Source organism: Kitasatospora sp. NPDC029367 (assembly GCF_055569135.1).
The window spans coordinates 1-11,797 of sequence record NZ_JBVHYH010000127.1 but is presented as its reverse complement, the minus strand read 5'-3'; the positions used below and the strand labels follow the sequence as shown (position 1 = coordinate 11,797).

The window sequence follows — 11,797 nt, the reverse complement described above, 5'->3', positions numbered from 1 at the left end:
CTCGACCCGCCTAGCGCTAGGCCCGTAGCTCGCCCCCCCCCCCCCCCCCCCCCCCCCCCCCCCGGGGCCGGTTCGACCGGCCGGCGGTGGGGCGTCGGCTGATCGGCGGCTCAGTACTGGGAGTAGCCGTCCTCGGAGAGGGTGTGCTTCTCGTCGCCGTTGATCGGCGGGTTGAAGATCGACACCAGGTGGAGGTCCTCGTCGTCCGAGGCCACCAGGTGGTGCGGGTCGTGCTTGTCGAGGACGTAGATGGTGCCCGGGACGATCTTGTGGCGGGTGCCGTCGTGCTCCACGACCTCACCGGAGCCACTGATGCAGTAGCACGCCTCCAGGTGGTTGCGGTACTGCAGGGCGCTGGAAGTGCCCTTGCGCACCAGGGTGTCCGCGACGGCGAAGCCCATCCCGTCGCGCTTGGTCAGCAGGCGGGTGCTCAGGCCGTTGCCCCACTCGACGGGGGCGACATCATCGAGGCTGCGGGTGAACATCTCTCGGTTCTCCTTCGGAATAGGTTGGGAACTACGGGTGTTGCGGGATGTACGGGCCTTGCGGATGTGCGGCTCTTGCGGCGGTGCGGCTCTCTTGCGGACGTGCGGGTCCTGCGGATGTGCGGCTCTTGCGGCGGTGCGGGTGGAGCGGGTGGAGCGGGCGGTGCGGTACGGGGGGTCAGGCGGCCACGGCCGGGCTGTGCTCCGCGATCACGGCGGCGATGGCGTCCAGCGTGCGGAAGTCGTCCGGGCCGAAGTCGATGTCGTCGACGGGGATCCGGTAGGCCGTGGTGAAGTGCGCGAGCATGCGCACCAGGCCCAGGCTGTCGATGACTCCGGACTCGATCAGGTCGTAGTCGCCGGTGAGGTCCGATACGTCCTCGCCGGCCAGGAACTGGTCCACCACGTAGGCGCGGACCTCGGCGGCTATGGCGGTGCTGCTCATGCGGTGGTCTCCTTCAGGCGGGTCTGCTTGATCAGGTTCCGGTCGGGCTTTCCGGTCGACGTACGGGGCAGCGGAAGTGCGGTGAGGTGCACCGAGGCCGGGATGGCGTGGCGCGGCAACTCCCGTCCCAGGTGGGCGCGCAGGCCCAGACTGGTGAGTGCGCTGCCCGGGCGCTGGGCGACGTGGGCGTGCAGGCGGACACCGGCCTCGGGGTCGGGCAGCGGCACGACCACCGCCTCGGCGACGTCGGGGTGGGCCGCGATCACGTTCTCCACCTCCTGGAGGTTGGTGCGCACGCCCCTGACCTTCACGTGCCAGTCCGCGCGCCCCTCCAGGAAGTAGAGGCCCTCGGTGTTGCGGGTGACGATGTCGCCGGTGCGGTAGAAGACCCGGCCGTCCAGCTGGGTGAACACCGCCTCGTTGAGCTCCCGGCGCAGGTAGCCGCTGGTCTGGAAGGGCGTGGACACCAGGAGCTCCCCGGTGCCGACCGAGGCGAGGCGCCGGCCGTCGGAGTCGACGACCACGGCCTCGGTGCCCCGGATCGGGCGGCCGACGGGCATCGGCCCGGTCGCCGCGGGGTCGACCCGGTGGATGAACGAGTCGTTGGTCTCCGTACAGCCGAACACGTTGTGGAACGCGGCCCCGGGGAACGCGGGGGCGACCCTGGCGAGCAGGTCCGCCGGCATCCGGTCACCGGTGAAGATCGCGTGGCGTACGGCGGGGAAGGTGCCGCCGTGGTCGAGCAGCAGGCGGTACACCATCGGCACGCCCTGGACGAAGGTGACCCGGTGCCGGGCGGTCAGCCCCGCCAGGTGGGCGGCGTCGGTGGCCCGCTGCTGCTCCACCAGGACGACGGTGGCGCCCAGTTGCAGGAAGGTCCAGATGTCGAGCAGGGCGAGGTCGAAGTTGAGCGGGGCGTAGGACAGCGCGATGTCCTCGGCGGACAGGGCGAACTCACTGACGGCCCAGTCGGCGAAGGCGTCGAACCCGGCGGTCTCGATCGGCACGATCTTGGGGGTGCCGGTCGAGCCCGAGGTGGTCAGCAGCAGCCGGGTCCGGGCCGGGTCCGGCACCGCGAACCCCGTCGCCTCGGCCTCGTCCGCCGGTACCGGCGCCGCGGCGAGCGTGCCGTCGGCGGTCGCGGTGAGCCGGTGGGAGACCCTGGCCTGCTGCGCCAGGCGTTCCAGTGCGGCGCTGCCCAGGTCCGGGGAGGGGGCGAGGGCGACCAGGCCCTCCTGGGCGACGGCCAGCAGCAGGGCGACGGTCTGCGGGTTCTTGTGCGCCGGCACGCACACCGTGCCGCCGGACGGGAGGTCCAGCGCCGACAGGTGCTTGCGCAGGCTGCGGGTCAGGTCGTTCAACCGGCCGTAGGTGACGGCCTGGTCGTTGAAGTGGAGCGCGATGCGGTGGGGCCGTTCGTCGCCGTGGGCGGCGACGGTCTCGGCCAAGCGGGACGATGGCACGGCGGGATTCCTCGCGGTCGGCTCAGCCGCCGGTAACGAGTACCGATCGGCTGTTCGAATTCGTGCGGTGTCGAGGAAGACCGTACCGGGCGAGGTCCATGCTTGGTCAAGCATGTACTTGCCGAAGTGGGTGTGACGCAGACCACCAGACTTGCATGACCAAGCAAAAGACCCCGAACGCGGAGTGCGTTCGGGGCCGGACTGGACGGGCGGGGGCGCCACGCCGGCGCGCCACAGCCGTCCGGGACCGGGGGAGCCCGGGACCGAACCACGGTGCCGCGCCGGGGGGCGACGGGTCAGGCCTGGGTCGCGCGCAGGGCCTGGACGGTGGGGCCCAGTTCGGGATCGGCGGTGAAGGAGTTCAACGCGGAGGACAGCACCTCCGCGTAGGTCGCCCGCGCCGCCTGGTAGCGCTGGCGCCCCTCGTCCGTGATGACCGCGTAGACCCCGCGCTTGTCCGAAGGACACAGGTCCTTGAAGGCGAAGCCGGCCGTTTCGAGCCGGCCCACCAGCCGGGTCACCGACGACTGCCCCAGGCCGACCCGGTCGGCCAGGTCCTGCATCCGCAGCTCGCTGGTCGAGGAGTGGTGCAGGTGTTCCAGGGACCGGTACTCCGACAGTCCGATCCCGTGCTGCCGCTGGAGCGCCAGGGCCAGCTCCCGCTCCACGAACGAATGGAGCGTCAGCACCCGGCCCCAGGCGGCCTGGTCGGAGCTGCGCAGCGGCGCGTGCGATGAAGTTGCCATAGATGCCTCCCTTGCAGAGGTGTTGCTTGACAGAAGAGTACATGCGCATGCAAGATCCTGGCGCCCCCGATTTTTATTCCCGGGGTCCCTTGAGCGCAGTTGATTGCACGTACAAGCAAACGCTCTACAAGCGTTCTGCCCCTGTTCAGCGCCACCGCAGGAGCCCGGGCCGCCTCGGCCCCGACACACCGGCTCCTGCCCCGTACCCATCGGCGACACCCGCTTCGAGGGGGTCCCGAGCCCCAGCACCTGCGCGGGGCGATCCTCGACGCGCAGGCCCACCAGGACGTCGCCCCACGGCGCCGCCTGCCGCACCGAAGGAACCTGCTGACATGAGCCTCCGTGCCCACTTCACCTCCGCGGCGCAGCCGCCGTCCCCGGAGCCGGGGCGCCACGTCCTCGCCACCGTGACCTACGGCGCCACCACCGGCCTCAGCCGGGTCGAGCACGGCCACCCCGACCTGACCATCCCGATGGCGGTCACCAACGGCGACGCCTTCCGCGAGGTGTGGACCGTCGACGAACAGCCGCGCTGGGTCCTGCGCGAGGACAGCGCCTACGCCCACGACGGCCGGCACCTCCTCGTCGCCGGCCTCCTCCCCGAGCAGTCGGTCTACACCCCGCCGGTGCGGGAGATGTACGAGAAGGCCTTCGCCCTGGTCAACCACCTCGACTACGGCCACATCTTCCGGATGTGGAACTTCGTCGGCGACATCCTCGGCGCCAACGCCGAGGGCATGGAGGTCTACCGGGACTTCGTCCAGGGCCGCGCCCAGGCGTTCCAGACCTACATGGGCGACACCACCACCCAACTCCCCGCCGCCACCGGGATCGGCACCCAGGGCCGCGGCATAGCCTTCGTCCTGCTGGCGACCAGAAGAGGCGTGCCCCGGCACCTGGAGAACAGCCGGCAGACCTCCGCCTACCACTACCCCGACCAGTACGGTCCCAAGTCGCCGAGCTTCGCCCGCGCCACGCTCCTGGACGACACCCTCTACGTCTCCGGCACCGCGTCCATCCTCGGCCACGAGACCGTCCACCGGGGCGACGTGCGGCGCCAGACCCGGGAGACCCTGGACAACATCGCCCACCTGATCTCCCGCGGGAACCTCGCGGCCCAGGGCGTCGACGCGGGACACGAACTCAAGGACCTACGGATGATCAAGGCCTACGTGCGACATGAAGACGATGTTCCGGCGGTACGCGCTGTCTGTGAAGAGGCATTTGGTGTGGGTACTGAGGTGAAGTACCTCAACGTCGCCGTCTGCCGGGACGACCTCCTGGTCGAGATCGAGGGCCTCGTGCCCGCCGTGGGGTGGGACCAGTGACCGCCCTCAAGGTCGGCATCGTCCTGCCCGGCCGCGAGGCCGTCATCGACGAGGGCCCCTACCCCGGCAACCTCGCCTCGATCGCCGCCCTGGCCGAGGAGTCCGGCTTCGACTCGATCTGGGCCGGCGAGTCCCCGCTCGCCCGCTCCCGGATGAACCCGCTGCTCGCCCTCGCCGCCGCCTCCTCGGCCACCGAGCGGGTGCAGTTGGGCACCGCCGTACTGATGCCGCTGCGCGCCCCCGTCCACCTGGCGCACGAACTGGCCTGCCTGGACCGGATCTCCGGCGGCCGGGTGATCGCCGGTATCGGCTCCGGCTTCGCCTCCCCCGCGACCGAGCGCGAATTCGCCAACTACGGGCTGGACTTCGCCACCCGCTTCGGGCGGATGCGGGAGACCGTCGAGATCTGCCAGGCGCTCTGGGCCGCCCGCGGCGAGCCCGTCTCCTACCAGGGCAAGCACTACCGGCTCCAGGACGCCGCCCTGCTGCCGCTGCCGCACCAGCCGCAGGGCCCGCCGCTGTGGATCGCCCACTCCGGCCCCCAGATGCTGCGCCGGGCCGGCCGCGCTTTCGACGGCTGGATGCCGACCTCCACCACCCCCGAGAACTACGGCGCGGGCTGGGACCAGGTCACCGCCGCGCGCGAGGAGGCGGGCCGCCCCGCCGAGGCGGTCACCGGCTCCGTCTACCTCTCCGTCGCGGTCGACCGCACCCGGGAGCAGGCCGAGGAGACCCTCTGGTCGTACTTCCGCGCCTACTACGGCCTTCCGCTCACCACCATGCGCACCACCCAGGGGATCTTCGGCGGCACCCCGCAGGAGGTCGCCGACTGGCTCCACCAGTACGTCAAGAACGGCGCCCGCCACCTGATCCTGCGCCTGCCCACCGCCGAACTGACGGAGGCCGCCTACCGCTCCGCGGTCCGGCGGACGGCGCAGGAGCTCCTCCCGATCCTGCGCGAGCTGTGAACGGCCGGCCCCCGGCGCCGGGGTGGGCGGTGTGGGCGGCGGCGTGGCCGATCACCGCCGTGTTCATGCTGTCCAACATCCCCACCCCGCTGCTCGCCCTCTGGAAGGACCGCATCGGGTTCTCCACCGGCACCACGACGGTCATCTTCGCCGCGTACATCGGCGGGCTGCTGCTCGCCCTGCCGTTCACCGGCGCCCTGGCGGACCGGTACGGCACCCGCCGGGTGCTGGCCCCCGCCCTGGTCGCCGGACTGGTCTCCTGCGCGCTGTTCATGACGGCCACCCACGTCCTGACCCTGATCGTCGCGCGGCTGCTCACCGGTGTGGCGGTCGGCGCGGTGCTCTCGGCCGGCACCGCGGCGGTCTCCCACGTCGGGGGCCCCGGGCGGCGCCCGCAGGCGGTCCTCGCCGGATCGGTGGCCATCGGCACCGGCCTGGCCGCCGGCCCACTGCTCGGCGGCAGCGTCTCCCAGTACTGGACGGCCCCCACCGTCACCGTCTTCGTCCTGGAGGGGGTCCTGCTCCTGACCGCCCTGGCGGTCGTGTACGCCGTCCACCTGCCGCCCGTACCGTTCTCCCGGGCGGAGCCCGGTACGAGGTGGCTGCGCCTGCCGTCCGTCCCCCGGGTCAACCGCCGCGGCCTGGCCACCAGCCTGATGGTCTACATCCCCGGCATGACGGGGACGTCCCTGCTGCTCGCCCTCGGGCCGATCCTGCTCGCCTCCCTGCTGCACACCGGCAACCGGCTGGTGACCGGCGGGATCGGCTTCATGATGTTCGGCGCCTCCACCGGCGTCCAGTTCGCGATCCGGCACCTGCCGCTGGGGCGGATCCTCACCATCGCGGGCGTCGTCACCGGCATCGCCATGCTCGGCACCGCCACCGCCGTCCGCGCCCACTCCCTCGCCCTGCTCGCCCTCGCCGCGGTGACCGCGGGCGTCGGCCAGGGCATGGGCCAGTACGGCGGCTTCTCCCGGCTGGGGACGGAAGTCGTCCCGACCCGGCTCGCCGAGGCCAACGCGGCGCTCAGCGCGGGCGGTTACCTCTTCGCGGGCATTCTGCCCATCCTGACCGGCTACCTGAGCGACGCCACCGGGATCGCCACCTCCTCCACCGTGTTCGCCTCCCTCACCGGCGCCGCGGCCCTCGCCGGCGCCCTCCTGGTCAGCACCCTCCGGGCGGGCACACCCGTCGAGGAGGTGCGGGAGCCCTCGAAGGTGTCGGCCTCCTGAACGACCCGCCCTGAACGACCCGCCCTGAACGACCCGCCCGCTGCGGCCGGACCGCGGCGGGCGGGCTGCTGCCACACTCCGCGGGGCGTCAGCCGACCGGCGCGGGCACCCGCTCCGGCACCGCCAGCGCCGCGAGGCGGCGCAGACTGGCCCGGCGCTGGAGCGCGGCGAGCCCGGTGGACGCCGCACCGAGCGCCAGCCAGCCCGCCGGCCCGGCGGCCATCACCACACCGGTCAGCAGCATCGGCCCCACCGACTTCTGGACCGACTGGGACATCCCCGCCACCCCCAGGTAGGAGGCCCGGGCCCGCGGCGGCGCCAGGCTGACCGCCAGCTCCCAGGAGCTCACCGAGCGCATCAGCTCCGCGAGCGTGACCAGCGCGGCCGCGGCCAGCAGGGCGAGCGAGGCGGTCAGCGGGCCGCCGCCGGTGGAGAGCGCGATCAGCAGGCAGCTCGCGAGCAGCGTCACCCCGTACCAGCCGACCGCCCTGGTCGCCCCGCCCGGCCGCTCCGCCCAGCCGGAGACGCGCAGTTGGAGCACCACCACCAGCACGGTGTTGAGGGTGAGGAAGGCCGGCACCACGGCGTGCGGCGCGTCGGTGTGGTGGATCAGCCAGAGCGGCAGGCCGACGTTGAGCACCGAGTCGTCCAGGCACATCGGCAGGTCCAGCAGCACGAACAGCAGGTAGCCGCGGTCGCGCCAGGGGCTCGGCGCGGCGCCGCCCCCGGCGGCCGACGCCTCCGCTTCGGCCTCCGCCGCTGCCGCTGTCGCTGTCGCTGCCGCGCCCAGACCGCGCCCGGCCGGCTCCGCGGTGCGCCGGATCAGGGCGGCGGCCAGCAGGTACGAGAGCGCGTTGGCCACGATCAGTGCCCGGTACGCGGTGGTGGTGCCGACCGCCAGGCCGATCGCCGCGAAGCCCGTCCCGACCGCGTAGCCGCCGTTGGCCACACTGCGGAACAGCGCCTGGTAGGTGGCCCGCCGCTCGCCCGCGACCCGGGTGGCGAAGAGCATCTCCAGGGTCTTGGCGCCGCGTTCGGCCAGGCAGGTCAGGGCGACCGAGACCAGCAGCGCGGTGAAGTCCTGGACCACCAGCAGCAGCGCCATGGTGGCCACCCGCAGCAGGTGGCAGCCGATCAGCAGACCGCGCACCGAGAACCGTTCGGCGGCCCGTCCGGACAGCGGCGACCCGATGATCCCGGCCACCGCGCCGACCCCGAGCAGCAGTCCGAGCCGCCCGGCGTCCATGCCGCAGACATAGGTGAAGTACAGCACGGAGGCGGCCGCCCACACCCCGGTGCCGGTCCGGTCCACGCCCTGGGCCAGCAGCATGATGCGGGCGTCCCGCCCGCCCGGCGGCCGCCGCAGCTGCGACCACAGTCCGTTCCCCCGCATGACAGGTCCTCGTTTCGCGTCCACCGTCAATCTCGACATCAAGATACTTCATGTCGAGATAGCTGCGGAACCCCCGATCCCGCATAGCGGACGGCCCCGCCCGGCCACCCCTCGACGCCCGGCGGGCCGTGCGCCACACTCTCCCCAGCAGCACCCGCGCTCCCAACGCACCGGCACCGACGCACCGAACGACCGCACCCTGGAGAGCCACACGGTGACCACACGCCAACTGCTGGAGATCGCGTTCTCGTCCGGCCGGTCCGGAACCGGCCCGGCCACCTGGGGCCAACGGGCCATCTGGGACGCCGTCCACCGGCTCCCCCCGGCCGACGTGCCGCGCTACACCATCGCCACCGCGGCCCCGCTGGACCCGGGCCTGCCGCTGCCCGGGCTGCTCGACGCCCTGGCCCGGCTGCTGCACCTGCACGACTCGCTGCACACCCGGCTGCTGCCCGCGCCGGACGGCGAACTGCGCCAAGTCGTCGACCCGGAAGGCACCTTGACCGTCGAGGTGCACCCGCTGGCGGACGGCGAGGACCCGGCCGAGGCCGGCGACCGACTGCACCGGGACCTGGCCGGACGCCCCTTCGACACCGCCACCCAGTGGCCCCTGCGGGTCGGCGTGGTGACGGCCGACGGCCTGGCCCGGCACATCAGCCTGGCGCTCTCCCACACCGCCGTCGACGGCGCGGGGATGAGCCGCCTGGTCGCCGACCTGAGCGCACTCAGCCTCGGGCACTCCGCCGACGAGCTCGCGGGGCTCCGTGCACCCGCCCAACAGCCCCTGGAGGAGGCCGAGTTCCAGGCCTCCGAGCGGGGCCGCAAGCGCGACGCGAGCGCCCGCAAGCAGTTCGTCCGCAAGCTCCGCCTGGCCCCGCCCCGCCTGTTCCCGGAACCGCCCGCGACGGAGCACCCCGCCGACTTTCCCAACGCCGTCCTGCGTTCCCCCGCCCTCCCCGGCGCGGTCGAACTGGTCGCCGCCGCCCACCGGGTGAGCACCTCCTCCGTCCTGCTGGCGGCGACCGCCACGATGACCGCCCGTCTGGCTGGCACCACCGAGGCCGTGCTCAACGTCGTCGTCAACAACCGCTTCCTGCCCGAGCTGACCAACGCGGTGAGCGTGGTCGCGGGCGACGGACTGTTCCACCTCCCCGACGCCACCGCCGAGTTCGGCGAGGTCGTGCGCCGCACCCACGCCGCCGCGATCGGCACCTACCGGCACGCCTACTACGACAAGCTCGCCCTGGCCGCCGAGGTCGCGCAGCTCACCGCCGAGGGCGTACCGACCGCCGACCGCTCCTGCGTCTTCAACGACACCCGCGAGCTGCTCCCGGCCGCACCCGCCCCGGGCGCCGAGGGCACCACGCTCAGCTGGCCGGTCGAATTCGAGCCCCGCCCGGGCCTGACCTACGCCCTGGACGCCCTGCAGTCCCCCGAGGCACTGAGCCTCGCCATGACCGCCGACCCGGCCGTCCTCCCGCGCCCCGCGATGGAGCGGTTCCTCTACGGCATCGAGGAGTTGATCCTCACCGAAGCCGCGAAGGCCCCCTCCACCTGAGCCCGGCCCGCAGCGCCCCGGCCGGCCCACCCCGAGCCGGCCGGGGCCGCTGCGCCACTTCTCCTCCCCCGCCCCGGAGCCGCTCGAATCGACTTGACCCAGGCCCTAGCCTGAACCCATGCGGATCCTCGTACTCGGCGGTACCTCCTTCGTCGGCCGCGCGATCGCCGCCGACGCCCTGCGCAGCGGCGCCGAGGTCACGCTCTTCAACCGCGGCCGGACCAACCCCGCCCTCTTCCCCGAGGCCCGCCACCTGCGCGGCGACCGCGACACCGGCGACTACGCCGCCCTCGGCAAGGGCGAGTGGGACGCCGTGGTGGACGTCACCGGCTTCCGACCCCGCCAGGTCGACCAGGCCATGACCGCCCTCGGCGACCGGGTGGGCCGCTACCTCTTCGTCTCCAGCCACGCCGTCTACCGCCGCCAAGGGCTCGCCCCGCACTCCGACGAGTCCGCCCCGCTCCGCGAACCGCTGCGCGAGGCCGAGGAGCTGTCCGAGGAGACGTACGGCCGGCTCAAGGTCGCCTGCGAGCAGGACGTCACCGCCCGCTACGGCGACCGGGCGACGATCGTGCGCCCCGGCAAGGTGGCCGGACCACACGACGAGCAGCGCGGGCTGACGTACTGGGCCCGCCGGGCGGCCCGCGGCGGCCGGATCGCCCTGCCCGGGCGCCCCGAGCAGCCCGTCCAGGTGGTCGACTCGCGCGACCTGGCCCGGCTGGTGCTCCGGCTGCTCCAGGACGGCCGACCGGGCGCCTTCCACGCCGTCGGCCCGGCCGAACCGACCACCCTGGGCGGCCTGATCGCCACCTGCGCCGAGGTCGCGGGCACCGAGATCGAGCTGGTGCCCGTCCCGCCGGAGACCGCCCCGCCGCCGTTCTTCCCGCTGGTCCGGGCCGAACCGCTCTGGCCCGGCCAGCAGCGCGACCCGTCCCGCGCCCGCGCCGCCGGACTGCCGGCCACCCCGCTCGCGGTGACCGCCGCCGACGTGCTCGCCTGGGACCGCGAACGCGGCGAACCGCCGCTGGGGCACGGCTTCACCCCCGAGCAGGAGGCCCTGGTCCTGGCCGAACACGCAGCCCGGTGACCTGCGAGCCCGGCGCCCCGGCCCTGGCGGCCCTCGACGTCGTGGACTGACGGACGCCACCCCCCTCCTGACCGATTGTCAGTGGCACCCGCTAGGGTCGGGCCCGAACAATCGCACCACACCGGTACGAATGCACCAGCACGCCCATCAGCCCTACGCACCGCCGCCATCAGGGGGGACCATGACCACACCGGGCACCAGCCCGCTCACCACCGCCGACCTCGTGGAGGGTTGGCACCGGGTCGGCGTCCGCCCGGGCATGGCGATCATCGTGCACTCCTCGCTCTCCAGCCTCGGCCCGGTCGAGGGCGGCGCGGCGGCCGTGGTGGCCAGCCTGCGTGAGGCCGTCGGGCCGGGCGGCACGGTGGCCGCGCCCGCCTTCACCGGCTCCGTCGTCTGCGACCCGGCGCCGGACCACGCCGGGCTGCCCACCCCCGAGATCGCCGAACTGCGCGCCGCCGTCCCGCTGTTCCACCCCGAGCTGCCCTCCCCCATGGGCGCGATCGCCGAGGCCCTGCGCAGCCTGCCGGAGAGCCTGCGCAGCACCCATCCGCAGGCCTCGGTCGCCGCCGTCGGCGCCCACGCCCGCGAGGTCACCGCCCGCCGCTCGCTGGGCTTCGCCGTCGGCCGGGAGTCGCCCTTCGGCGCCCTGCACGACCTCGGCGGGTACGTGCTGCTTGTCGGCGTCGGGCACAACCGCAACACCTTCCTGCACTACGCGGAGACCTTCGCCCCGAACCGCCGGCTCAAGCTCCGCCGCTTCCCGATGGCGATCCAGGGCGAGCGGGTGTGGATCGAGACACCGGACGTGGGCAACGACAACGACACCCACTTCCCGGTCGTGGGGCGGGAGTTCGAGGAGCTGGCCGGCATCCGCGAGGTGCTGGTCGGCAACGCGCCGTGCCGGCTGGTCCCGGTCCGCGAGCTCATACCCTTCGCCGTCCGCCGCCTCACCGAACTGCTCGCGGCGGACGGCCCCGGAGCGGGGGGGGGGGGGGGGGGGGGGGGGGGCGGGCAGGCCCCCCCCCCCCCCAACGGGGGGGGGGGGGGTAGCTGACGGGGGTCTCCCGCTCTTTTTTCCTGGTGCTGTCC

Annotated in this window: 11 protein-coding genes; 6 read left to right on the top strand and 5 right to left on the bottom strand. The window is 73.5% G+C overall.

What is annotated here, in order from left to right:
- Positions 1 to 110: 110 nt before the first annotated feature.
- From ACZ4W5_RS37065 to ACZ4W5_RS37050, 4 genes are all read right to left on the bottom strand, one after another.
- Positions 111 to 485 (bottom strand): ectoine synthase, encoded by a 375-nt coding sequence (locus ACZ4W5_RS37065; RefSeq protein ID WP_360235323.1) that lies wholly within the window; start codon positions 483 to 485, stop codon positions 111 to 113.
- Positions 486 to 663: 178 nt separating this feature from the next.
- Entirely contained in the window at positions 664 to 930 is a 267-nt protein-coding gene (locus tag ACZ4W5_RS37060; protein WP_360235320.1) for an acyl carrier protein, read from the bottom strand.
- Positions 927 to 2,393: an AMP-binding protein gene (locus ACZ4W5_RS37055; RefSeq protein WP_465659577.1), complete on the bottom strand. Its 1,467-nt coding sequence runs from the start codon at positions 2,391 to 2,393 to the stop codon at positions 927 to 929. Before ACZ4W5_RS37055 ends, ACZ4W5_RS37060 begins: the two co-directional genes overlap by 4 nt.
- Before the next feature lie 296 nt (positions 2,394 to 2,689).
- Positions 2,690 to 3,139 (bottom strand): MarR family winged helix-turn-helix transcriptional regulator, encoded by a 450-nt coding sequence (locus tag ACZ4W5_RS37050; RefSeq protein WP_360235314.1) that lies wholly within the window; start codon positions 3,137 to 3,139, stop codon positions 2,690 to 2,692.
- 332 nt (positions 3,140 to 3,471) lie between these two features.
- Between ACZ4W5_RS37050 and ACZ4W5_RS37045 the strand changes: the two genes are divergently transcribed.
- The 3 genes from ACZ4W5_RS37045 to ACZ4W5_RS37035 are packed head-to-tail and all read left to right on the top strand — an operon-like array spanning position 3,472 to position 6,667.
- Entirely contained in the window at positions 3,472 to 4,467 is a 996-nt protein-coding gene (locus ACZ4W5_RS37045; RefSeq protein WP_465659574.1) for an FkbO/Hyg5 family chorismatase, read from the top strand.
- Positions 4,464 to 5,435 (top strand): LLM class flavin-dependent oxidoreductase, encoded by a 972-nt coding sequence (locus ACZ4W5_RS37040; protein WP_360235308.1) that lies wholly within the window; start codon positions 4,464 to 4,466, stop codon positions 5,433 to 5,435. The genes ACZ4W5_RS37045 and ACZ4W5_RS37040 overlap by 4 nt, the downstream gene beginning before the upstream one ends.
- On the top strand, positions 5,432 to 6,667 hold the full coding sequence (locus ACZ4W5_RS37035) for an MFS transporter (RefSeq protein WP_465659572.1): 1,236 nt from the start codon (positions 5,432 to 5,434) through the stop codon (positions 6,665 to 6,667). Before ACZ4W5_RS37040 ends, ACZ4W5_RS37035 begins: the two co-directional genes overlap by 4 nt.
- 88 nt (positions 6,668 to 6,755) lie before the next feature.
- On the opposite strand, the gene ACZ4W5_RS37030 is transcribed toward ACZ4W5_RS37035, so the two are convergent.
- Positions 6,756 to 8,060, bottom strand: coding sequence for an MFS transporter (locus tag ACZ4W5_RS37030; protein ID WP_465659570.1), 1,305 nt, complete (start codon positions 8,058 to 8,060; stop codon positions 6,756 to 6,758).
- A 214-nt stretch (positions 8,061 to 8,274) separates the two neighbouring features.
- Between ACZ4W5_RS37030 and ACZ4W5_RS37025 the strand changes: the two genes are divergently transcribed.
- The 3 genes from ACZ4W5_RS37025 to ACZ4W5_RS37015 all read left to right on the top strand — a co-directional run bounded on the left by ACZ4W5_RS37025 (position 8,275) and on the right by ACZ4W5_RS37015 (position 11,762).
- The gene (locus ACZ4W5_RS37025) at positions 8,275 to 9,618 is read left to right on the top strand and encodes a condensation domain-containing protein (RefSeq protein WP_465659568.1); all 1,344 of its coding nucleotides are present in this window, start codon (positions 8,275 to 8,277) and stop codon (positions 9,616 to 9,618) included.
- Positions 9,619 to 9,736: 118 nt separating this feature from the next.
- Positions 9,737 to 10,705, top strand: coding sequence for an NAD-dependent epimerase/dehydratase family protein (locus ACZ4W5_RS37020; protein ID WP_465659566.1), 969 nt, complete (start codon positions 9,737 to 9,739; stop codon positions 10,703 to 10,705).
- A gap of 181 nt (positions 10,706 to 10,886) precedes the next feature.
- A complete protein-coding gene (locus ACZ4W5_RS37015; RefSeq protein WP_465659564.1) occupies positions 10,887 to 11,762 on the top strand; it encodes an AAC(3) family N-acetyltransferase in 876 nt (291 codons plus the stop codon).
- The last annotated feature ends 35 nt before the right edge of the window (positions 11,763 to 11,797 follow it).

Coding starts and splice junctions, on each gene's coding strand:
- ACZ4W5_RS37045 (WP_465659574.1), top strand. CDS start 3,472: ATGAGCCTCCGTGCCCACTTCACCTCCGCGGCGCAGCCGCCGTCCCCG.
- ACZ4W5_RS37060 (WP_360235320.1), bottom strand. CDS start 930: ATGAGCAGCACCGCCATAGCCGCCGAGGTCCGCGCCTACGTGGTGGAC.
- ACZ4W5_RS37015 (WP_465659564.1), top strand. CDS start 10,887: ATGACCACACCGGGCACCAGCCCGCTCACCACCGCCGACCTCGTGGAG.
- ACZ4W5_RS37050 (WP_360235314.1), bottom strand. CDS start 3,139: ATGGCAACTTCATCGCACGCGCCGCTGCGCAGCTCCGACCAGGCCGCC.
- ACZ4W5_RS37065 (WP_360235323.1), bottom strand. CDS start 485: ATGTTCACCCGCAGCCTCGATGATGTCGCCCCCGTCGAGTGGGGCAAC.
- ACZ4W5_RS37030 (WP_465659570.1), bottom strand. CDS start 8,060: ATGCGGGGGAACGGACTGTGGTCGCAGCTGCGGCGGCCGCCGGGCGGG.
- ACZ4W5_RS37020 (WP_465659566.1), top strand. CDS start 9,737: ATGCGGATCCTCGTACTCGGCGGTACCTCCTTCGTCGGCCGCGCGATC.